Below are 22559 nucleotides of genomic sequence, written 5' to 3'. Positions count from 1 at the left end.
GCATCGGTACGTTCGCCTTTGTCTCGCAGCGGAAGTGGCACGCGACGACGGCGTTTGCCGCCGGATACCGCATCCGGGGATACTATGGCGCTTTTGCGTCGGCGGGACGCGTCTCGATCGACGTGGCTCGCCAGGCATCCTTCCCCTGATTCGACCATGCAAACCGTAGCGGTACTCGACTTCGAAACAACCGGGCTTTCCCCGAACATGGGAGACAGGGCGACCGAGATCGCCGTGATCCTGCTGCGCGACGGCGAGATCGTCGACCGCTACCAGAGCCTGATGAACGCAGGGCGGCGCATTCCTTCCGACGTCGTCGCGCTCACCGGAATCACGAACGAGATGATTGCGTCGGCGCCGCCAGTGTCGAAGGTCATGAAGGAAGCTGCGGCATTCGTCGGAAGCCACCCCGTCGTCGCGCACAACGCCGGCTTCGACAAGCGGTTCTGGCAAGCCGAGCTCGGCATGCTCGGCGTGGCGGCCGATCATGCGTTCGCATGCACGATGCTCGTCGCGCGGCGCATCTACCCGCACGCGCAAAGTCACCGGCTGTCGAGCCTCGCCGACATGCTGCGGCTGCCGAAGGCAGGCCGCGCGCACCGCGCGATGGTCGATGCGGAGATCGCGACCCACCTCTGGTGCCGGATGCAGCGCGACATCGGCGAGACTTACGGGCTGCGGCAAGTCGACCACGGGCTCATGTCGCGGTTGCAGACGACGAGCAAGGCTAAGGTGGCGACGTTTTTCGGGTCACTGGCCGCCGACCGGCGCTGACGTCGATCGCCACACGTCACTCGCCGGTCTCGACCGGCACTTCGAGCCCGACCTTCACGCGGCTCATGCTGACCAGCGTCTTGAAGCGCTTCACGTTGTTGTTCGCGAAGAACAGCTCGCGCGTGAGCGCGTTGTACTGATCCATGTTGCGCACGGCCAGGATCAGCACGAAATCCCATTCCCCGGTCACGTAGTAGCACTGCTGGATCTGCGGGCAGCGCTCGAAGGTCCGCTTCATCGCGTCGAGCTGGTCGATCTGCTCGCTCTCGACCTCGACGTTCACGACGATCGTCAGCGGATGATCGACCTTCTCCGGCGCGACGACGGCTGTATAGCGCTCGATCACGCCGTTTTCCGCGAGCCGCCGCAGACGGCGGTTCACGGCGGCGGTCGACAGGTTTACGCGGGCGCCGAGTTCGTTCTGCGGCGTGTGCGCGTCGCGCTGGACTTCCATCAGCAGCTTGCGATCGAACGTATCGAGTGGAATGGGCATGATGGCGTGGCAGCCTCGAAAGAATGAGAAATTTTTGCGTCAAGCTCGCCGATTTGGCGATTTTGTTGCTGAGCATGCGCAATATTATTTTTCGGACCGACAGCGAGCGCAACCCGTATGCGCCCGCACCGCATCCACTGACGGGCTGCCCGCGCGGCCCTTTTCCGGAGCCCTTTCCGCCATGCTGATCGCCAATCCCCGCGCGTCGCGCATCGACTATCCCGACGCGCTGCGCCGCATCATGAACATTGCCGCTGCCGGCGAGAGCGGCGCGTGGCTGTCGCACTGGCCGCTCGTCGGCGCGGCGCGCACGCCGTTGCGCGCGTTGCCCGACCTGGCCGCGCGGCTCGGTGTCGCGAGCGTCGGGGTGAAGGACGAAGCGTGCCGTTCGCCGCTCGGCAGCTTCAAGGCGCTCGGCGCACCGATCGCGCTGATGCGGCTCGTGAAGCGGCTGCGGCGCAACGAGGAACTCGATCCGCGCGGGCTCGTCACCGGGCGTTACGCGGCGTCGCTGGCCAACCTGACGGTGATCAGCGCGACCGACGGCAATCACGGCCGCGCGCTGGCCGCCGCCGCGCGCGCGATCGGCTGCCGCTGCGTGATCGTGCTGCATGCGCACGTCGACGCGGAGCGCGAGCACGCGATCGCCGCGCAGGGCGCGCGGATCGTGCGGATCGCCGGTAACTACGACGAATCCGTCGTGCACGCCGCGCAACTCGCGGACGCGAACGGTTGGCACGTGGTGTCGGATACGTCGTACGACGGCTACGAGGCGATTCCGCGCGACGTGATGCAGGGCTACGGCGTGATCGCGGCCGAGGCGCTCGCGCAGCAGCCCGCGTGCGAAGACGGCCGCCCGTTCACGCACGTGTTCCTGCAAGGCGGCGTGGGCGGCCTCGCGGCCGGTGTCGCGAGCTATCTGTGGGAGCATGCCGGCGCACGGCGGCCGCATTTCATCGTCGTCGAGCCGCGCCAGGCCGATTGCCTGTACCAGAGCGCGCTCGCCGGTCGCGCGACGAAGGCGACCGGCAGTGTCGATTCGGTGATGGCCGGGCTCGCGTGCGGCGAGGCGTCGCCGCTCGCATGGGATTTCCTCGAGCCGTGCATCGACCACTTCATGCTGATCGACGACGACGACGCGGTGCAGGCGATGCGCCGGCTTGCCGCCGGCAGCGAACGCGATGTGCCGTTCGTGTCCGGCGAGTCGGGCGCGGCGGGCATCGCCGGATTGACCGTGCTGATGCGCGACCCGGTGCTGGCGCGGCAGACCGGGCTCGACGCGAACGCACGCGTGCTCGCGATCAACACGGAAGGCGCGACCGCGCCGTCGGTCTACCGGCAGTGCGTCGGCGACACGGCCGACGCGGTGCTCGCGCGCCAGCGCGGCTGGCTGAACCGTGCAGCGGCGATGGCCTGAGCGAACCGAACGACTTGACGACCGACGAGGCAAGCACGATGGACGCAATGGAAGAAAGCACGTTGCAACGGCAATTGAAAACCTGGCGCCGGCATCTGCACCAGCACCCGGAGACGGGTTTCGAGGAAGTGAACACGTCGGACTACGTCGCGCGGATCCTGACGGCGCTCGGGCTCGACGTGCATCGCGGGATCGGCGGCACCGGGCTCGTCGCGAACCTGACGGCCGGCACCGGCACGCGCACGATCGGCATCCGCGCGGACATGGACGCGCTGAACATCGCCGAACACGCGCCGGGCCGCGAACATGCGTCGCGCACGCCGGGCAAGATGCACGCGTGCGGACACGACGGCCACATGTCGATGGTGCTCGGCGCGGCGCAACTGCTGGCCGAGCGCAAGGACTTCGACGGCACGGTGCGCTTCATCTTCCAGCCGGCCGAGGAGCATGGCCGCGGCGCGAAGGCGATGATGGCCGACGGTCTGTTCGAGCGCTTCCCGGTCGACGCGATCTTCGGCGCGCACAACATGCCGGGCATGCGCGCCGGCACGTTCTCGACGCGCGCGGGTGGCATCATGGCGAGCGAGGACAACTTCGTGATCCGGATCGACGGGCGCGGCACGCATGCGGCGCGCCCGCACATGGGCATCGATCCGATCGTGATCGGTTCGCAGATCGTGATCGCGCTGCAGACGATCGTGTCGCGCAATCTCGATCCGGGCCAGCAGGCCGTGATTTCGTGCACGGAGTTCATCACCGACGGGCTGCGCAACGTGCTGCCGTCGACGGTGACGATCAAGGGCGACACGCGCAGCTATTCGCGCGACGTGCAGACGCTGCTGGAAACGCGGATGCGCGAGATCAGCGAAGGAATCTGCCGAACGCACGGCGCGACCTGCACGTTCGAGTACACGCACGAGTTTGCGCCGACGGTGAATTCTCCGGAATGGGTCGATACGGCGGTGCAGGCCGCCGCGCAGGTCGCGGGCGCCGACGCGGTGAACGCCGACGTGCAGCCGATGATGATCTCGGAAGACTTCGGCGCGTTCCTGCAGGCCGTGCCGGGCAACTTCGTGTTCATCGGCAACGGTGATGCGGTCGGGCGAGGCGGCGTGCCGCTGCACAACGCGGCGTACGATTTCAACGACGAGATCCTGCCGGTGGGCGCGCGCTATTTCGCGGAAGTGGCGCGGCGCGCGCTGAAGGCTGTGTAACGGGCGTCAGGCGGCCGGAGCCGCGCGGCCTGCGCGCGGCTTCACGCTTGCACCGCCCGCTTGCCCGGCGCGTCGGCCGGGCTCGTGCGATCGAGGATCGCCAGCACTTCCCGCGCGGTGTTTTCCGAATGGCTGCGCAGCACCTGCGGCAGCAGCGTATGGTCGGGATCGGCGAGCGCGGCCATGATGGCTTCGTGCTCGTGCAGCGATTCCGCCCAGCGCAGCGTGTCCGCGTTCGCGGCGCCGCGTGCGCGGTGCACCTTCGACATCAGCGACGCATAGATGCCCGACAGCACCGGGTTGCCCGCCGCGTCGACGATCATCTGATGAATCTGCTGGTTCAGCCGGAAATATTCGACGCGCTTGCCGGCTTCATGGCACTCGACCATCCGCCGGTGCTTCGCCTGCAACGCGGCGAGCGCCGGCGCGGCGATGCGCTTGCGCAGCAGTTCTCCCGCCATCGCCTCGAGCCCGTGCAGCAGCTCGAATGTCGACACGAGATCGTCGACGTCGATCGGCGCGACGCGATAGCCAATGTACTGGCGATGCGTAACCGCGCCTTCCGCGACGAGCACCTTCAGCGCTTCGCGCAGCGGCGTCTTCGACACGTCGAACGCGAGGCTCAGTTCCTTTTCGTCGATCCGCGCGCCGGGCGGCAGTTCGCCTTCGTCGATCATCACGCGCAGGCGCGCGGCGATCTCCGCGGCCATGCCGCGGGTGCGCAGAAGCAGGGGATTGCGGGGGGGCTGGCTCATGATGGGGCAAGCTTATCACGATATCGGGGCTTACCCTGCACCATCATAGTGATAGAATAATTTCAATAAAACCAAGCGTTTACGCTAACGGTAATTATAAATTTCTAATCCTATACTCGGTTCCACGTTGCGCGACGTCTTGACCATCCTCGTTCACTCCTGGAGTCCGTCCATGTCTTCAACCTCCGGTGTCGCCGCCCTGACGGTCGGCAAATCCGCCGTCCGCTGGAAGATATTCGTCGTCATGCTGAGCCTCATCGCGATCAACTACGTCGATCGCGCGTCGCTGTCCGTCGCCATGCCTTACATCTCGCAGGAGTTCAACATCGGGCCGGCGATGGAGGGTCTGATCCTCAGTTCGTTTTTCTGGACCTATGCGGTGATGCAGATCCCGGGCGGGATGCTGGCCGACCGGTTCAAGCCGCGCATCGTGATCGCGACGGCAACCGTGTTCTGGGGCTTTTTCCAGGCGATCGCCGCGCTGTGCACGAACGCGCCGTCGCTGCTGCTCACGCGCCTGGGCCTCGGCGCGTCCGAAGCGCCGATCTATCCGGCCGGCGGCAAGCTCAACGCGATCTGGATGACGCAGACCGAGCGCGGCCGCGGCGCCACGCTGCTCGACGGCGGCGCGCCGCTCGGCGCGGCCCTGGGCGCGGTGCTGATCGCCGGCCTGATCGCGCTGCTCGGCTCGTGGCGGCTCGCGTTCGCGGTCGCCGGGGTCGGCACCGTGCTGGCCGGTTTCCTCGCGTGGTACTACATCCGCAACACGCCGCGCGAGCATCCGGGCGTCAACGATCTCGAAGCCGACTACATCGAGGCATCGCACGCGAGCGACCTCGCGGCCGAGCCGGCCGACGCATCGGGCCGCTCGCGCGACTTCTTCAAGTACCGCTCGGTGTGGTGCATGTTCTTCGGCTGGATGTGCTTCAACAGCGTGTTCTACGGGCTGCTCACATGGATGCCGAACTACCTGCACAAGGTGCACGGCTTCGACATCAAGCAGATGGGCGGCTCGACCTTCATCATCTTTTTCTGCGGCTTCGTCGGCGAGCTGCTTGGCGGCTGGATCGCCGACAAGTGGAAGGCCGCGGGCGGCCGTCCGAACGTCGTGATGCGCACGCTGTTCGGCATCGCGGCCGTGATCGCGACCGTGTCGATCTTTTCCGTCGCCTACGTGAAGAGCCCTGTCGTGTGCGTCGCGCTGCTGTCGTCGACGCTGTTCTTCCTGCGCTGGTGCGGGCTGTACTGGTGCATCCCGTCGTCGCTCGGCACGCGCAACAAGATCGGCTTCCTCGGCGGCTTCATGAACCTCGGCGGCAACATCGGCGGCATCACCGTGCCGATCGTGGTCGGCGCGATCGTGCAGTTCACCGGTTCCTACTTCCTTGCGCTGATGGTGTTCGCGGCGGCCGGCGTGGGCCTGCTCGTGTGCTCCAGCGCGATCGACTACGAAAACAAGCTTCCGGTCTGACCGACCCCTTTCACTGCATCGACTGCATTCACTGGTAGAGAGACAACCCATCATGAAGAAACGCACCCTGCTCGGCATGCTCACCCCGTCCTCCAACACGTCGCTCGAACCGCTGACGAGCGCGATGGTCGCCGGCCTGCCGGGCGTGTCCGCGCACTTCGCGCGCTTTCCCGTCACCGAAATCTCGCTGACGGGCCAGGCGCTCGGCCAGTTCGACGACGACAAGATCATTCAGGCCGCGATGCTGCTCGCCGATGCGAAGGTCGACGTGATCGCGTGGAACGGCACGTCGTCCGGCTGGCTTGGCTTCGAGGCCGACGAGCGGCTGTGCCAGCGCATCACCGAAGCCACCGGCATTCCGGCCACGACCTCCGTGCTCGCGCTCAACGAGATCCTGAAGAAGACCAGCGCGCACGAGTTCGGCCTCGTCACGCCGTACCTCGACGACGTGCAGACGAAGATCGTCGACAACTACCGCCGCTCGGGGCTGAACTGCATCGCCGAGCGCCACCTGAACCTGAAGGTCAATTTCTCGTTCTCCGAAGTCACGGGCGACCAGATCGGCGGGATGGTGCGCGAAGTCGCGAAGGCCGGCCCGCGCGCGATCTCGATTTTCTGCACGAACCTGAACGCCGCGCACCTGGTGCCGGCGCTCGAGGAAGAGACGGGCATTCCGATCTACGACACGATCTCGACCGTCGTGTGGAAGTCGCTGCAGCTCGCCGACTACGACACGCGGCAGGTGAAGGGCTGGGGCCGGCTCTTCAGCGACGTGATCTGAGGCGCGCGCCATGTCGAACGATCTCGATTTCGTGATCCGTCACGCGGACGTCGTGACGGCGGCGGACCGGTTCTCGTGCGACATCGGCATCCGCGCGGGGCGCGTGGCCATGCTCGGCCACGGGCTGCCGCGCGCGCCGCGCGAGCTCGATGCGACCGGGATGCTGGTGATGCCGGGCGGCGTCGATGCGCACTGCCATCTCGACCAGCCGATGCCCGACGGGCTGAAGATGGCCGACGATTTCCTATCCGGCACGCGCTCCGCGCTGTGCGGCGGCACGACCACCGTGGTGCCGTTCGCCGCGCAGGCGAAGGGGCAATCGCTGCAGGCGGCCGTCGACGACTATCACCGGCGGGCGGAAGGGCGCGCGCTGATCGACTACGGCTTTCACCTGATCGTCGCCGATCCGACGCCGCACGTGCTGGCCGAGGAGTTGCCGCGGCTGATCGCGAACGGCTACACGTCGTTCAAGGTGTACATGACCTACGACGACCTGAAGCTGAACGACCGGCAGATGCTCGACGTGCTGTCGGTCGCGCGCGAGCACGGCGCGCTCGTGATGGTGCACGCGGAAAACTCGGACTGCATCGGCTGGCTGACCGAGCGGCTGCTCGGCGACGGCCACGTCGCGCCGCATTTCCACGCGCATGCGCGGCCGGCGGTGGTCGAGCGCGAGGCGACGCATCGCGCGATCGCGTTCGCGGAACTCGTCGACGTGCCGATCCTGATCGTGCACGTGTCGGGCGCGGAGGCGATCGAGCAGATCCGCTGGGGACAGTCGCGCGGGTTGCCGATCCTGGCCGAAACCTGCCCGCAGTACCTGTACCTGACGGCAGCCGATCTCGGTCATCACGGTCACGACGGCTACGAAGGCGCGAAATGCGTATGCAGCCCGCCGCCGCGCGATCCGGCCAACCAGCAGGCCGTGTGGAAGGCGCTGAAGCAGGGCGTGTTCTCGGTATTCTCGTCGGATCATGCGCCGTTCAACTACGACGATCCGTGCGGCAAGCATCCGGGCGGGAAGACCGTGTCGTTCGACCATATCCCGAACGGGATCCCGGGCCTGGAGACGCGTTTGCCGCTGCTGTTCGACGGCGTGCGCAACGGGCGGCTGTCGCTGCATCAGTTCGTCGAGCTGACGTCGCTGCGGCCCGCGAAGCTGTACGGGCTGTATCCGCGCAAGGGGACGATCGCGGTCGGCGCCGACGCGGATATCGTCGTGTGGGATCCCGACAAGCGCGTGCGGATCGCGAATGCGTCGCTGCATCATGCGGTCGACTACACGCCCTATGAAGGGATCGAGGTGACGGGCTGGCCGCGTCATTGCCTGTCGCGCGGCGAACTGCTCGTCGAGGACGGCCGGCTGCTCGCGGCGGAGCCGGGGCGCGGACGATTTCTGCCGGCCGGCAAGCCGTGTCTCGACTGACTTCCCGGGAGTCGACGCGACGGCCCGCCCGATGTGGCGGGCACGCGTTTCAACAGGAGCAAGGATGAGCGTTTCCCTCGCAATGCGCGGCATCGCGGCCGCCGCGATCGTCGCCGGGTCGTGCGGCGGCCCGGCGCTGGCCGCGGGCGGGCCGCAGCAGGACCTGCCGAGCGTCGTGCCCGAAGCGGCCGGCGTCGATTCGACGCCGCTCGTGCGGATGTCCGAATGGCTGCGCCGCGAACGGATGGACTTGCGCAGCCTCGTCGTCGTGAAGGACGGGAAGATCGTGTTCGAGCGCTACGGCGACGGCCTGACGCGCGACAACAACTACGAGCTGTATTCGGTGACGAAGACGATCACCGCGCTGCTCGCCGGCATCCTCGACGGCGAAGGCAGGCTCGGCCCGTCGACCAAGGTCGCGCCGCTGATCGCGGCCGCGCGGCCCGATCTCGCGAGCGAACTCGCGGACAAGCAGGACATCGAGCTGCGGCATCTGATGTCGATGTCGAGCGGCTTGCGCTACACGACGCGCGAAGGCACCGATCCTCTGTACTACGACGCGCCCGACCGGTTGCGCGTCGCGGTGACGAGCCGGGTCGCGCAGCCGCCCGGCACGCAATTCGACTACATCGACGTGAACCCGGTGCTGGTCGGCACGGCCGTCGCGATCGCCGCGCGCGAACGCGAGGACGACTTCGCGCGCAAGCGGCTGTTCGAGCCGCTCGGCTTCGCGCATTACCGCTGGAGCGGCGCCGACGGCACCGGCGCGGTGGCGGGCGGCTGGGGCCTGCGGCTGCGCGCGGTGGACATGGCGAAGATCGGCATGCTGCTGCTCGACAACGGCCGCTGGAACGGCAAGCAGATCGTGCCGGCTGGCTGGGTCCGGCAGATGACGACGCCGTCGCCGGCCGCGGCCGACTACGGCTATTACTGCTGGATCAGCCATGTCGTCGAACACGGCACGCCGGAATTCGGCGCGATGGGCTTCAAGGGGCAGTTCATCACGGTGCTGCCCGCGCAGCGCGCGGTCGTCGTGATGACGAGCCTGCTGCCGACGGACGGCGGCTTGCGCGACGCGACCTATCTGAACCTGTATCGGCGGATGGTCGGCGACTACATCCTGCCCGCGCTCACGCCCGCGCGGCCGCCGGTCGAGCGCGCGGAAACCACGCAGGCGCTGCGCGACGAACTCGCGCGCAGCCGTCGGACGAAAGGCGTGCCGGGGACGGCCGCCGCGTTCAACGACGCACCGGAGATTTGATGAGGAAGACGAACATCATGGGCGACTCGTCCGCGTGGCGCGACACGCGACGGCCCGCGGCGCCTTTCATCCGACGACTGCTCGCGCGGGTGGCCGCGCTGCTGATCGGCGGCGGTGCGCTGGCGTCGGCGCAGGTGCCGTCCGTGGCACATGCGGCCGATGCGTTGCCGCCGCTGCATGAAACCGGCATCGCTGCGGCCGCGCCTGAAGACGTCGGCGTGGATTCGCGCAAGCTCGTCGAACTGTCGCGCTGGATCCGCGAGCAGAAGCTCGACGTGTACAGCCTGCTCGTCGTGAAGGACGGCAAGCTGATCTTCGAGCGCTACGGGGCGAATGCGTCGCGCGATTCGACCTACGAACTGTATTCGGTGACGAAGGCCGTGACGTCGCTCGTCGCGGGCATCCTGGTCGATCGCGGCGCCGTGCATCTCGACGAGCCGGTGGCCGCGCGGCTCGCCGCGTGGCGCCCCGATCTGGGCGGCGCGCTCGCGGACAAACGCGGCATCGAGCTGAAGCACGTGTTGTCGATGTCGAGCGGCCTGCATTACGACTTCAGCCCGAAGGACGATCCGATCTACTACACCGCGCCGGACCGGCTGAAGCTCGCCGCGTCGGCGGCGCCGAAGGTCGCGCCCGGCACCGCGTTCGAGTACACCGATGTGAATCCGATCCTCGCGTCGGCGATGTTGAGCGCGGCGGCTGGCGAACCCGTCGAGCGCTATGCGCAGGCGCATCTGTTCGGCCCGCTCGACATGAAGCGCGCCGCATGGGAGCGCGCGGACCGCACGGGGCTCGTATCGGCGGGCTGGGGGCTGCGGCTGCGCGCGGTCGACATGGCGAAGATCGGCATGCTCGTGCTCGACGGCGGGCGCTGGCAGGGGCGTCAGGTCGTGCCGCAGGCGTGGATCGCACAGATGACGGCGCCGCGCGTGTCGCCGCATTTCGGCTACTACTGGTGGATCAACAACATCGTCGAGCGCGAGCCCGAATTCGATGCGATGGGCTTCAAGGGGCAATTCATCACGGTGCTGCCGAAGCGCAATGCGGTGATCGTGATGACCGGCGTGCTGCCGGTGGACGGCGGGCTGCGCGATGCGGAGAACGTGAAGCTGTTCCGCCGGATGGTGAACGGCTACATCCTGCCGGCGCTCGATGGTCGCGCCGCGTCAGGGCAGGAGTCCGGCGGTGGCGATATGCGCTCGGCGCTGCGCGGCGAGCTCGACGCGAGCGCGCGCACCGCGGGCGTGCCCGGCACGCAGGTCGATCCGACGGATCTGCCGAAGTAGCGCCGGGCGTGCGTTCGGCTTGCCGCTGCGGGCGAGCCGAACGGCCGCCGCATTCACCTCACGCCAGTTCGCCCAGGCACGCGTCGAACTGCGCGACGAGCGTATCGACGTCGTCGGTCGTCGTCTGCGGGCACACGAGCATCATGTTGTGGAACGGCGTAATCAGCACGCCGCGGTTTAGCAGGTACAGATGCACGATGTGCTCGAGCTCGCTGTCGAGCTGTTCGCCCGCGATCGTGCCGTTGCGCGGCGCCACGGGCGTGAACTGGAACTCGGTGCGCGCGCCGATGCGCGTCACGCACCAAGGCAGCCCGTGTTTCGCGATCGCCCGTTCGAGCCCGGTCGCAAGCCGCGCGGCAAGCTCGAACATGTGCGCATACGCGGCGTCGGTCGCCACTTCGGCGAGCGTCGCCCGCACCGCTCGCATGGCCAGCATGTTCGCGGTGAGCGTCGTGCCGATCCCGGAATGGCCGGGCGGCGCGTTCAGCTTTGCCTGCTTCGCGCGCGCCGCGAATTCGGCGCTGAACCCGTACACCGCGCACGGCACGCCGCCCGCGATCGGCTTGCCGACCACCAGCGCATCCGGTTCGAGACCGTGCGCGGCCGCATAGCCGCCCGGGCCGCTGCTGACCGTGTGCGTTTCGTCGATCACGAGCAGCGTACCGTAGCGGCGCGTCAGCTCGCGCGCCGCCTCCCAGAAGCCAGGATCGGGCAGCACCATCCCGATGTTCGTCATCGCCGGCTCGGCGAGCACGCATGCGACGTCGCCATCCTTCAGCGCTGCTTCGAGCGCCTCGAGATCGTTGAACTCGACGACGCGCGTGTTCGCGAGCAGGTCGTAGGACTGCCCGAGCAGGCTGTCGCGCTGCACCGGGCGGCCATCGACGAGATCGACGAACACGTCGTCGACCGTGCCGTGATAGCAGCCGTTGAACACGACGATCGTGTTGCGACCGGTGGCCGCGCGCGCCCAGCGCAGCACGAAGCGGTTCGCGTCGCTCGCGCTCAGCGCGAATTGCCAGACCGGCAGCTTGAAGCGCCGCGCGAGTTCGCGCGACACCCATGCGGCGTCCTCGCTCGGCAGCATCGTCGTGTAGCCGCGCGTCGCCTGCTCGGCGAGCGCGCGCGCGACCGGCTCGGGCGCGTGGCCGAACATCGCGCCGGTGTCGCCGAGACAGAAGTCCGCGTAACGATGACCGTCGACGTCGGTGAACGTCGCACCGCGCGCTTCCTTCACGACCAGCGAGAACGGCGTCGACCAGTCCTGCATCCAGTGCAACGGCACGCCGAACAGCAAATGCTCGGACGCTTCCGCGGACAACGCGCGGGAGATCGGCATGGCTTCGGCGAATGCACGGCGCTCGCGATCGAACAGTGCGCGGGCGCGGATGAGGTCGACTCCGTGGCGGGAAGACAAGTGCGGCTCCTGGGCTGTGAAGATGACGAAGACGATAGCGCGGAGCGCCGGGGGCTGAATAGAGGCGGAATTACCGAGGCGGGGCAGGGGCCGTGCCGTGGCGATGGAATGCCGCGTAACTTGCCGTGCACCGGCCGCTCACGGTGCGGCCGACGTCAACGGAAGCTATCCGGGCGACCTGGTGCTGATGTTCGAACCGGTCGCTTCGGCGGGAGACGATGGAGCGCTAGGCGGTGTGGCGGCGACTGCCGGCAGGTGAGGATTCGATCTACCGGTGTCAGCCGCCGAGTTGTTGCTATTGGAGTTTTTGCGCATAAACCAGCGGCGGCTGGTCGAGATGGCCGTGTTGTATGGAAAGTTGGTGTGTGCTCACATCCGGCTCGCCTCGTTCGCTGCGCATGGGGCGATGGTCGGCAGCGCATCGACGTGGCTGCACAGAGGGGAACGCACAAACGCGCTGCACTGGTGAGTCAGTGTTCACATGCCGATGCGCACCACTTCCCATTCGCGGCGGCGGCACGCTACGCCAACGTCTTGACCATGTAGTGCTCGTCGTAAAACTGCCCGTCGACCAACAGCGACCGCGGCTCCGTGCCGAAGCGCACGAACCCGTGTGACGCGTACAGCCGTTCCGCCGTGCCGTTGACGGCGTTCACGCACAGCATCAGTTGCTTGCACTGCCATGCGTGCGCCGCATGCGCGGTCGCGTTGTCGAGCAGCGATTGCGCGATGCCGCGCCCGCGATACGCGGGATCGACGAACACGCCCCAGATCGTCGCCTTGTGCGCGATTTTCGCGCGCGCGTCGCGGCGCACGCCCGTGATGCCGACGAGCGTATCGCCGTCGAACGCACCGAATACGGCCCGTTCGTGCGTCGGCGTGATGCGCGTCGCGAACTCGTCGACCGATATGCCAGCTTCCTCGGCGAGCGTCGGCAGGAAAGAGGTGGGCGCGGTGTCGACCGCGCGCAGGCGAACGGTCTGGAAACTGGCGGCGTCGGCCGCGTCGAGCAGGCGGGTCGTGATCGTCATCAGGAGAGTTCCGGTGGAGCGCAGTGCGAGGCGACGCGCGCCGAAATCGGGCGCGCGACGTATCGCGCCTATGCTAATCGGAATCCAGCGGCCGCGTGAGCGGGTTGGCGGCGTCCCGCGTACGGGAGGCGGCGCGCGATGACGGAGCGATCGAGCGGTTGGCTCGATGGGCTTATGAACGGCTGCCGCTTCGCGTGCTCGCCGCCGCGTTGATCGCAGCCCGGGCGTCGAGGATGCCTCGCCCGGCAGGAATCACGCGGCACGAGCGCGTTGTTTGCGCGACCACGGGGAAGCGGGCCGTGCGTTTCAGGATGTCCGCGATATCGCGCGGTGACAAACTCGGATTGGCCGCAAGCATCAGCGACACCACGCCGGACACTTGCGGGGCTGCGAAACTGGTGCCGCTTGTGACGCCGTAAGTGGCGACGCCGGGCGCGCGCGTACCGTCATTGGCAAGCGAAAGAATTCCCGTGCCCGGCGCGCTGAGCGTCACACGCGGATGCGTATTGCTGTCGAATGCACGCCGGCCGGTATTGTCGCTCGCTCCGACCGAAATCACGCCACGGCAGTTTGCAGGCATGTCGATCGCATTGTTGCCGCTGTTGCCGGCGGCGGCCACGACGGTCACGCCGTTCGCATTGAGTTCGTCGACCGCATCCTGAAACGTGCGACTGCACGCGCCGATCGACCCGAGGCTGAGATTCACGATCCGCGCGGGATGCGCATTCGCGGGCGCGCCGGCGACGGGGATGCCGGCGGACCAGCGCATGCCGTCGACGACGTCGCTGGTCGATCCGCCACCCTTGCCGAGCACGCGAACCGGCAGGACCGCGCCGTACCAGTTGACCCCGGCGATGCCGATTCCGTTGTTCGCGGTAGCGCCGATGATGCCCGCGACGCGTGTCCCGTGCCAGCTGCTGTGCTGTGCGGGCAATCCGTGGAACGGTCCGCCGGCCGACGTTTCTTCCTCGCTGAGCCAGTCGCCCGGATCGTCGGCGCGCGGCCCGCGCGGCACGCCATTGGCGGAGAGCGCGTTGCTGACGAAGCTGTATCCGGGCAGCAGGTTCGCCGCGAGCTCCGGGTGGGGCGTGATGCCGGAGTCGAGCACCGCAGTGACGATTTCCCGGTTGCCTTGTGTGACATCCCATGCGCCGGGCATACGGATGGCAACGTCGCTGTCGTGGAGATGCCACATGTCGCGGAAATGAGGATCGAGCGGCTGGGCACTCGCGTGCACATCGACATCCGGCTCGACGTATTCGACTTCCGGCTCACGCATGAGCTCGGCGGCAAGGGCGGCCACGGATGGGTCAGCGCCCGTGGCGGACAGGACCGCGCTTCCGCCCGACATCAGCCGCTTGACTGCGATCCGCACCGGGAGCCCGCGCGATGCGATCGTGCTTGCGTTGGCGCGTGCATTGATTCGATCGACGACACGCGTCAGCGCGTCGACGTCGACCGACGCGTTGCGCGACCCGCGACCGTATTCGGAAGCACTGGCGGACCCATGCGAGCGCATCTTCACGATCAACTGATTCGTGGACATGTTCAATGCCGGTCCTCCCGCCGCCACCATCGACGTATCGTCGGCGTGGCACTGTTCATGCCAGGTGCTGTCGTCGGCATGCTCGCCCGAACCGCCCTCGGGCTGGGCGGGCTCGTGAATCGCAGGATCGTTGGCTTCGACCGCCGAATTGGTCGCATTGCTGCCGTCGCCACCACCGCCGCCGCCGCATGCGACCAGCAACACCGGAAGCAGCGTGGCGGTCATTCCTTTCATCGTGCGCGATCGCAGTAGACTGCTAATTAAGGTATCCATATGATTTTATTCCTGGTCGATTGATTGAAAGGCCGGCCTCGTCGCCAACTTCGCTCGAGCCATGAGTGTTGTCGTGAAGATGCGTGTTGGAGCCTCGCGAAATCCGGGAGCCGCATCAGGTGTCTCGGCGTTGGCGTATCGACGACCGAATCGAATGTCTTGCAAGCCTTGCGTCGCATGGCGCCGTGCCGCCGGGCACGGTCCCATCGGGCTTCGCGACGGGGTTCACGATCGCACCGGCACGGCGGCACGGTGTCGTGATGTCGGGTCGAGATGCGGCGATCGCGAATCGATCGGGCTTGCCATGGAAAGCGATCGAAAGCGTGAGGTTTGGCCCGACAGCCCACCGAACGGAACGGCAAATGGCCGGCACTGCTCGAATGCCGGTCAGGCGGTGAAAGCACGCGGGCAGGTGCCCGTCACGCGCGGCCGCTGGCTGCGCGCGCGGCTCAGTCGGCGACGGCTGGGCAAGTGGGGGATATTGCTGGCTGCAACGCAACCTGGCGGCGCATCGGCCGTACTCGAAAACAGCAGATGGCAGTATGCGCGAGCGGGCCCGCCGCGGGTATAAGACAAGTCCTAAATTTGGGGATGAGACTCGGGCAGCGCATCTGCGGCCTGGCGTCGCGGCTGGCTTCGTTGCCGTGCGCGACGCTTACGCAGCACGGAAAGGCGGGTGCGCGTGCTCGCCTCCGGGTGTCCGGCGGGATCGCGAATTCGCCCATTTGTCTGCGGATTGACCGCCGATGGCCGCGCGAGCGGTGGCAATGCATCGTGCGCCCCGGATGCGATCGGCAATGACGGAACGTACGGACGATGTGTCCGAGGAGCGGCGATGTATCGCGCGCGCGCATCGATCCAAGCATGCGCGCGGCGCGACGCCGGTCGGCGAAGCGAGGAGGGCGAACGAATTGCGCGCGATGTGCTACTTCGCGCGCTGCGGAACGTGCTGCGCTTGCCGTGCGGCAAACACCGCACGCCCGCGCGGCATCAATACCGCGACAGCTGATTGCCGTTGATCTGCACGCGATCGCCCGGCCGCAGGTTGCCCGGCGACTGCACGTCGAACGAGCGCATCGAGCCGTCGCTGACCTGCACGTCGATGCGATAGCTGCTCGGGCCTTGCGCGGCGCCCATTTGCTGGCCGATCTGGTTGCCTGCCACCGCACCGCCGAGCGCGCCGATCACGGTGGCCGCATCGCGGCCGTGACCGCGGCCGACCTGATTGCCGAGCACGCCGCCGATCAGCGCGCCGACGACGGTGCCGGCGACGCCCGACGGGCCAACGGAGCCGTTGACCGGCTGGATGCTCGCGACCGTACCGTACTGCGTACCGTAGCCGTTGCCGTACTGCTGCTGATTGCCGTACTGGTCATACGGCTGCGACCCGTATTGCGACGAGTTGCCGTACTGGTCGTAGTACGGCTGCTGCTGCACGTAGCCCGGCTGTGAGTACGCGGGCTGCGCATAGCCGGGCGTTGCGTATTGCTGCTGCGGATAACCCGGCTGCGCGCCGTAGTAGCCGGGCGCGACGCAGGCGGTCAGCGGAAGCGCCGCCACGGCGACGAGCGAGGCGAACAGAATGGTCTTCGTGGAAGGCATGCGCATCATGATGATTCCTGCATCGGCAACGTGTTCGCCGGTGGATTCCGGGACGGATGGCGAACTCGGCGTGAGTATAAGGAATGGCCGAATGCCCGTCCGTTGCGGCCGGGTAACAACGTGTAAAGTCTGTTGCCGCGTAAATCGCAGGACATGCGGAGGGCCGACGCATCGCTTCCCGGCCGCTTGTTCGACGGCCCGACATCGGCGCGAAGCATGCCGCCGTCGCCGTGATTGGACCCCGCCGCCGACGCCCGACAGGCCGCTCGCCCCGCGTATCGCGAAATCGAATGCGCGGCATCGCGACAATTAATTGGCCACTGGCCGCACGGTCCGATATCGTGGCCGCATTCCCAGCCGTCGGTCGCGCCGTGCCGGCCGTGGCTCTTCCCCCTGTTCGCGCCGGCGTCGCACAGCGACCGCCCCACTCACATCCCGAGTCATGACCGATCGCTTCTTCACCAACGCCGTCGATGCCGGCGGCCGCCCCGTCAACCTCGCCGTCCATGGCGGCCGCTTCGTCGCGATCGGCGCCGATTGCACTGCCGCGCCCGGCGCGGAAACGATCGACCTCGGCGGGCGCGTCGTGCTGCCCGGCTTCGTCGACGGCCACATCCATCTCGACAAGAGCTTCGTCGGCGAGCGCTGGGTGCCGCACGAACCGGCTGGTTCGCTGCGCGAGCGGCTCGCGGTCGAGAAGCGCCAGCTCGCGGCCGCGCCGCCGATCGTCGAGCGCGCGAATGCGCTGATCGCGCAGGCTGCCGCATTCGGCACGATCGCGATGCGCAGCCATGTCGACGTCGACGCGACGACCGGCCTGTCGAACCTGCAGGCCGTGATGGCCGCGCGCGAGCAATGGCGCGGGATCGTCGACATCGAACTGGTCGCGTTCCCGCAGAGCGGCGTGGTGACGTGTCCCGGCACCGCCGCGATCCTCGATGCGGCCGTGCGCGAAGGCGCGGACGTGGTCGGCGGGATCGACCCGACGACGCTCGACGGCGACGCGGACGGCCAGCTCGACATCATCTTCGGCATCGCCGAGAAGCGCGGCGCGAAGATCGACATCCATCTGCACGAACCGGGCGAGACCGGCATCGCGCAACTGCTGCGGATCGCGGCGCGCACGCGCGCGGCGGGCCTCGGCGGCCGCGTGAACGTCAGCCACGCGTATGCACTCGGCCAGGTCGATCATGGCGAAGTCGAGCGTGCGGCCGCCGCACTCGCGGACGCCGGCGTGTCGATCCTGACCAACGCGCCGGGCGACTGCGCATTCCCGCCGGTGCGGCAGCTGCGCGATGCGGGCGTGCACGTGTTCGCCGGCAACGACAACATTCGCGATGCGTGGTGGCCGTACGGCAACGGCGACATGCTGCAACGCGCGATGATGGTCGGCTACCGCTCCGGTTTCTACACCGACGAAGCGCTCGGCATCGCGCTCGACATGGCGACGCATGCCGGCGCGCGCGCGCTCGGCAAGGCCGACTACGGCATCGCGGTCGGCTGCGACGCGAGCTTCGTCGCGGTGCGCGCGCCGAATGCGGCCGCCGCCGTCGCCGGCGTGCCGGCCGAACGCTGGGTGTTCCGTCGCGGCGAAAGCGATACCGGTGTGGCGTTCGCGCCGGCACTGCGTTTCGCGTGATAACGACATGACCTCCGTCGCGTTGCATGCATCGTGACGCTCCTGCGCTGACCGACCACACCTGAACCGACATGACGAACTTGCTGATCCGCAACGTCCGCACGCACGCCGACGAAGCGCTCGACATCCTGATCGAAGGCGAGCGCATCGCGCGCGTCGGCCCGTCGCTCGACGCGCCCGCCGGCTGCGCGATCGAGGACGGCGCGCGCGCGCTCGCGCTGCCCGGCCTCGTCGAAGGCCACACGCACCTCGACAAGACGCACTGGGGGATGCCGTGGTATCGCAACGCGGTGGGGCCGCGCCTCGTCGACCGCATCGAGAACGAGCGCAACTACCGTGCGACGAGCGGCCATGATGCGGGCGCCGCGTCGCTCGCGCTGTCGCGCGCGTTCCTCGCGGCCGGCACGACGCGCATCCGCACGCACGTGGACGTCGACACCGAGGCCGGGCTGCGGCATCTGCACGGTGTGCTCGCGACGCGCGAGACGCTGCGCGGCCAGGTGGAGATCCAGATCGTCGCGTTTCCGCAGTCGGGCGTGCTGAAGCGGCCCGGCACCGCCGAGTTGCTGTCCGACGCGCTGGACGCGGGCGCCGACCTGCTCGGCGGGCTCGACCCGTCCGCGATCGAAGGAGATCCGGTCGAGGCTGTGGACGTGCTGTTCGGGATCGCCGAGCGTCACGGCCGCGGGCTCGACCTGCATCTGCACGAGCGCGGGTCGATGGGCGCGTACTCGCTCGACCTGATCCTGCAGCGCACCGCCGCGCTCGGCATGCACGGCAAGGTCACGATCAGCCACGGCTTTTGCCTTGGCGACATCGCCGAACGCGAGCGCGACGCGCTGCTCGCGCGGATGGCCGAACTCGGCGTCGCGATCGTCACGACCGCGCCGGCCGCGGTGCCGGTGCCGCCAGTCGCCGCGTGCCGCGCGGCCGGGGTGACCGTCGTCGGCGGCAACGACGGCGTGCGCGATACGTGGACGCCCTACGGTTCGCCCGACATGCTCGAACGCGCGATGCTGATCGGCATGCGCAACGATTTCCGCCGCGACGACGCGCTCGAAGTCGCGCTCGAATGCGTGACGCACGGCGCGGCACGCGGTTGCGGCTTTGCGGACTACGGTCTGGAGCCGGGCAAGCGTGCTGACGTCGTGCTTGTCGATGCGCTGACGTTCGCCGAGGCGGTCGTCGCGCGGCCGACGCGGTGTCTCGTCGTATCGTCGGGGAAAATCGTCGCGCGCAACGGCGCGCTGGTCTGAGCCGAGTGCCGCATCGTGCCGGTATGATCGGGGCATTCTTCAGCCTGATCTCCGGGGAGACGACGATGCGACGCATATGCACGAGGGCGGCACGCGCCGCGCGATGGGCGCGATGGACGGCAGCGGCGGCGTTCGCGGCGACCGCCGTGCATGCGATGGCGGCCGGCCCCGACGACGCGCAGCGCGAGGCGAATCGCCGCACGGTGCTCGCGTTCTACGAGAAAGGCCTGAACGAGAAGGATGCGGATGCCGCGCTCGTGTACGTCGGCGACCAATACGTACAGCACAACCCGAACGCGTCCGACGGCCGCGACGGCTTCCGCAAGTTCGTCGCGTTCCTGCGCGACAAGTATCCGCAGTCGCACAGCGAGATCAAGCGGTCGTTCGTCGACGGCGACTACGTGATCCTGCACGTGCACGCGGTGCGCGAACCCGGCACGCGCGGCAGCGCGATCGTGGACATCTTCCGGCTGGAGCACGGTAAGATCGTCGAGCACTGGGACGTGAACCAGCCGGTGCCGGAGCAGGCGGCAAACGGGAACACGATGTTCTGACGCGCGTGCATTCCCCCGGTTACGCGGGAGCTCCATTGATGCCGGCCCGCATCGCCGCGCTCATTCCTCCTCGTGCTCCAGCAATGCCGCGAGCACCTTCGTCAATTCGCCGACCATCGGATCCGCCGTCGGCCGATGCAGGATCGCGATGTCCATGTTCTCGATCGGCGCGAAGCCGCCATGTTCCTCGGTCAGCACCACGTGGTCGTCGGTCACCGCGCGCGCGGGCAGCACGCTGATGCCGAGCCCGTCCGCGACGGCCGCCTGGATGCCGCTCAGGCTCGATGTCGTGAAGCTGATCCGCCAGCGGCGGCCGCGTTCCTCGATCGCCTTGATCATGTCGTCGCGATAGAGCCCGCGCGGCGGAAACACGACGAGCGGCACGGGGTCCAGCTCGACCGTCGGATGTTGCGCGCTGTCGATCCAGCGCAGCTTCTCCGGCCAGCGCACCACCGCCTCGCGGCTGTCGCGCCGCTGCTTGATCAGCACCAGATCGAGCTCGCCGCGATCGTAGGCCGCGCAGATGTCGCGGCTCAGCCCGCACATCACCTCGAGCTTCACCTGCGGATGATCGCGCTTGAAGGCGGCAAGCGCGTGGGTCGTGCGGCCCGCCGCGAAATCATCGGGCACGCCGAGCCGGATCGTCAGCGCGACGGTCGTGCCCGACAGCGCTTCCAGCATCTCGTCGTTCAGCGCGATCATGCGGCGCGCGTAGCTGAGCACCGTCACGCCGGCGTCGGTCGGCCGCACGTCGCGCGTGCCGCGGTCGAGCAGGCGATGCCCGGCGATCTCCTCCAGCCGACGCACCTTCTGGCTGACCGTCGACTGTGTCGAATGCAGGCGCGCGGACGCGGTCGTGAAGCTGCCGCAGTCAGCGACCATCACGAGCGCGCGCAACAGGTCGAGGTCGAACAAAGGTCTATTCATTTCCGCACTTTTCCGGCTTCGAGCATTTCATTTTCGAATATGTGCGACGACTTTTAACATGGCGCGCGTCCGTGGGCAATCGCGGTTTCGCCGAACGTGACGCGCGGGAAGCCGCTGCGCGGCGCGGCTGATTCGCAGTGCGCGGCAATCATGTCGAGGCGGCGCGTGCCGATCGATGCGGGCGTGAACGCCGGGTCCAATGAACCGGTGCGACCGTAGCATCAAAGCGGTATAGGTCGGAGTCCATGGCGAGATAACCACCGAAGGGTGTCGACCGGATTTGCCGCCGATTCGTGATCGCGCCGGCTGATGGACAACCGTGAAAATCCACTTTCCTCCGACCACGCGCATTATCGGGTAAACGCGTGAACGCCCGAAAATTTTCGGCAATTTTTTATATCCATCGCGTTACATCGCTCTTCCTGCGCGATCTCTCTGCGTCATTCCAGCCTGTCCGCTCCACGTTCGGTCCTTCGGCTTGCGCTCGAAAATTGAGCGGTCTAGACTGCATCGCAGTTTCATCGAAGTCCCAGTCGTTCGCGCACCGCGCCGGGCATGCCGGCGCAACGCTCCCCAACGGACGTCCGGCGCTTGCCCGCCACGTCGAGATCACAAAGGACAGGTCATGAATCGCACCGCAAAGCTCGTCGCTTCCATGATGGCGTTCGCGCCGCTCGTCTCGTTCGCGCAGGACACGGCGACGATCCGCTGGGGCATCGATCCCACCTATCCGCCGTTCGAGGCGAAGCAGCCCGACGGCTCGCTCGCCGGCTTCGACATCGACCTGCGCAACGCGATCTGCGAGCAGTTGCGTGCGAAATGCGTATGGGTCGAGCAGGGCTTCGACGGGATGATTCCGGCGCTGCGCGCGCGCAAGTTCGACGTGATCATGTCCGCGATGACGGCCACCGACGAGCGGCTCAAGCAAATCGACTTCTCGAACAAGCTGTACGCGTCGCCCGGTGCGCTCGTCGCGCCGGCCGGCTCGAAGCTGCTGCCGACCGCCGCGTCGCTCGCAGGCAAGCGTGTCGGGATCGACCAGGGCACGACGCAGGAGGCGTACGCGAAGGCCGAATGGGCGACCAAGGGCGTGACGATCGTGTCGTACCAGAACCAGGACCAGGTGTATCAGGATCTGGTGAACGGCCGTCTCGATGCGACCTTTCAGGACAAGACGCAGGCCGGCTATTCGTTCCTGAAGACCCCGCGCGGCAAGGGCTACGCATTCGCGGGCCCGGACGTGACCGATGTGCGCATCACCGGCTACGGCGTCGCGATGGGCGTGCGCAAGGGCGACGCCGAGATGAAAAAGCGGCTCAACGACGCGATCGCCGCGATCCGCGCGAACGGCACGTACCAGAAGATCGCCGCGAAATACTTCGACTTCGACATCTACGGCGCGAAGCAGCAACTGAGCGCCGCACCGTGACCCAGTG

The 22559-nt window shown here is 67.6% G+C and carries 19 protein-coding genes; 12 read left to right on the top strand and 7 right to left on the bottom strand.

Going from position 1 to position 22559, the window contains the following annotated elements:
- Positions 1–156 precede the first annotated feature (156 nt).
- Positions 157–774, top strand: coding sequence for a PolC-type DNA polymerase III (locus tag WI26_RS26505; RefSeq protein WP_059467349.1), 618 nt, complete (start codon positions 157–159; stop codon positions 772–774).
- A gap of 16 nt (positions 775–790) precedes the next feature.
- Here the strand turns inward: WI26_RS26505 and WI26_RS26500 are convergent, their stop codons facing one another.
- Positions 791–1267, bottom strand: coding sequence for an Lrp/AsnC family transcriptional regulator (locus WI26_RS26500; RefSeq protein WP_059467348.1), 477 nt, complete (start codon positions 1265–1267; stop codon positions 791–793).
- A 181-nt stretch (positions 1268–1448) separates the two neighbouring features.
- Between WI26_RS26500 and WI26_RS26495 the strand changes: the two genes are divergently transcribed.
- Positions 1449–2684: a diaminopropionate ammonia-lyase gene (locus WI26_RS26495; RefSeq protein WP_069227700.1), complete on the top strand. Its 1236-nt coding sequence runs from the start codon at positions 1449–1451 to the stop codon at positions 2682–2684.
- A gap of 38 nt (positions 2685–2722) precedes the next feature.
- Positions 2723–3898: a M20 aminoacylase family protein gene (locus WI26_RS26490; protein WP_069227881.1), complete on the top strand. Its 1176-nt coding sequence runs from the start codon at positions 2723–2725 to the stop codon at positions 3896–3898.
- 41 nt (positions 3899–3939) lie between these two features.
- Here the strand turns inward: WI26_RS26490 and WI26_RS26485 are convergent, their stop codons facing one another.
- Positions 3940–4653: a GntR family transcriptional regulator gene (locus tag WI26_RS26485; protein ID WP_069227699.1), complete on the bottom strand. Its 714-nt coding sequence runs from the start codon at positions 4651–4653 to the stop codon at positions 3940–3942.
- Positions 4654–4825: 172 nt separating this feature from the next.
- On the opposite strand from WI26_RS26485, the gene WI26_RS26480 reads away from it, so the two are divergent.
- From WI26_RS26480 to WI26_RS26460, 5 genes are all read left to right on the top strand, one after another.
- Positions 4826–6124, top strand: coding sequence for an MFS transporter (locus WI26_RS26480; RefSeq protein WP_059467345.1), 1299 nt, complete (start codon positions 4826–4828; stop codon positions 6122–6124).
- A 52-nt stretch (positions 6125–6176) separates the two neighbouring features.
- On the top strand, positions 6177–6905 hold the full coding sequence (locus WI26_RS26475; protein ID WP_059467344.1) for an aspartate/glutamate racemase family protein: 729 nt from the start codon (positions 6177–6179) through the stop codon (positions 6903–6905).
- A gap of 10 nt (positions 6906–6915) precedes the next feature.
- On the top strand, positions 6916–8331 hold the full coding sequence (gene hydA, locus WI26_RS26470) for a dihydropyrimidinase (RefSeq protein WP_059538738.1): 1416 nt from the start codon (positions 6916–6918) through the stop codon (positions 8329–8331).
- A gap of 64 nt (positions 8332–8395) precedes the next feature.
- Entirely contained in the window at positions 8396–9592 is a 1197-nt protein-coding gene (locus WI26_RS26465) for a serine hydrolase domain-containing protein (RefSeq protein WP_069227698.1), read from the top strand.
- Positions 9592–10878, top strand: a complete 1287-nt coding sequence (locus WI26_RS26460; RefSeq protein WP_081334360.1) for a serine hydrolase domain-containing protein — start codon at positions 9592–9594, stop codon at positions 10876–10878. The genes WI26_RS26465 and WI26_RS26460 overlap by 1 nt, the downstream gene beginning before the upstream one ends.
- Positions 10879–10936: 58 nt before the next feature.
- Here the strand turns inward: WI26_RS26460 and WI26_RS26455 are convergent, their stop codons facing one another.
- The 4 genes from WI26_RS26455 to WI26_RS26435 all read right to left on the bottom strand — a co-directional run bounded on the left by WI26_RS26455 (position 10937) and on the right by WI26_RS26435 (position 16756).
- A complete protein-coding gene (locus tag WI26_RS26455; protein WP_069227697.1) occupies positions 10937–12295 on the bottom strand; it encodes an aspartate aminotransferase family protein in 1359 nt (452 codons plus the stop codon).
- A gap of 521 nt (positions 12296–12816) precedes the next feature.
- Positions 12817–13326: a GNAT family N-acetyltransferase gene (locus WI26_RS26445; RefSeq protein ID WP_059508426.1), complete on the bottom strand. Its 510-nt coding sequence runs from the start codon at positions 13324–13326 to the stop codon at positions 12817–12819.
- A 172-nt stretch (positions 13327–13498) separates the two neighbouring features.
- Positions 13499–15097, bottom strand: coding sequence for a S8 family serine peptidase (locus WI26_RS26440; RefSeq protein ID WP_236849337.1), 1599 nt, complete (start codon positions 15095–15097; stop codon positions 13499–13501).
- 1038 nt (positions 15098–16135) lie between these two features.
- A complete protein-coding gene (locus tag WI26_RS26435) occupies positions 16136–16756 on the bottom strand; it encodes a glycine zipper 2TM domain-containing protein (protein ID WP_059467338.1) in 621 nt (206 codons plus the stop codon).
- A gap of 433 nt (positions 16757–17189) precedes the next feature.
- On the opposite strand from WI26_RS26435, the gene WI26_RS26430 reads away from it, so the two are divergent.
- The 3 genes from WI26_RS26430 (at position 17190) to WI26_RS26420 (ending at position 20196) form a co-directional block, all read left to right on the top strand.
- The gene (locus WI26_RS26430; protein WP_069227694.1) at positions 17190–18386 is read left to right on the top strand and encodes an amidohydrolase family protein; all 1197 of its coding nucleotides are present in this window, start codon (positions 17190–17192) and stop codon (positions 18384–18386) included.
- 71 nt (positions 18387–18457) lie between these two features.
- Entirely contained in the window at positions 18458–19642 is a 1185-nt protein-coding gene (locus tag WI26_RS26425; RefSeq protein WP_069227693.1) for an amidohydrolase family protein, read from the top strand.
- Between the two features lie 65 nt (positions 19643–19707).
- Positions 19708–20196: a nuclear transport factor 2 family protein gene (locus WI26_RS26420; RefSeq protein ID WP_069227879.1), complete on the top strand. Its 489-nt coding sequence runs from the start codon at positions 19708–19710 to the stop codon at positions 20194–20196.
- Between the two features lie 60 nt (positions 20197–20256).
- Here WI26_RS26420 and WI26_RS26415 read toward each other — a convergent pair whose 3' ends face one another.
- Positions 20257–21123: a LysR family transcriptional regulator gene (locus tag WI26_RS26415; RefSeq protein ID WP_069227692.1), complete on the bottom strand. Its 867-nt coding sequence runs from the start codon at positions 21121–21123 to the stop codon at positions 20257–20259.
- A 625-nt stretch (positions 21124–21748) separates the two neighbouring features.
- Between WI26_RS26415 and WI26_RS26410 the strand changes: the two genes are divergently transcribed.
- On the top strand, positions 21749–22552 hold the full coding sequence (locus WI26_RS26410) for an ABC transporter substrate-binding protein (RefSeq protein WP_059538721.1): 804 nt from the start codon (positions 21749–21751) through the stop codon (positions 22550–22552).
- Positions 22553–22559: the final 7 nt, after the last annotated feature.

Origin of the sequence: Burkholderia diffusa (genome assembly GCF_001718315.1) — a bacterium.
GTDB lineage: Bacteria > Pseudomonadota > Gammaproteobacteria > Burkholderiales > Burkholderiaceae > Burkholderia > Burkholderia diffusa_B.
The sequence above is the reverse complement of the archived record's forward strand: the minus strand, read 5'-3'. Positions and strand labels throughout refer to the sequence as shown.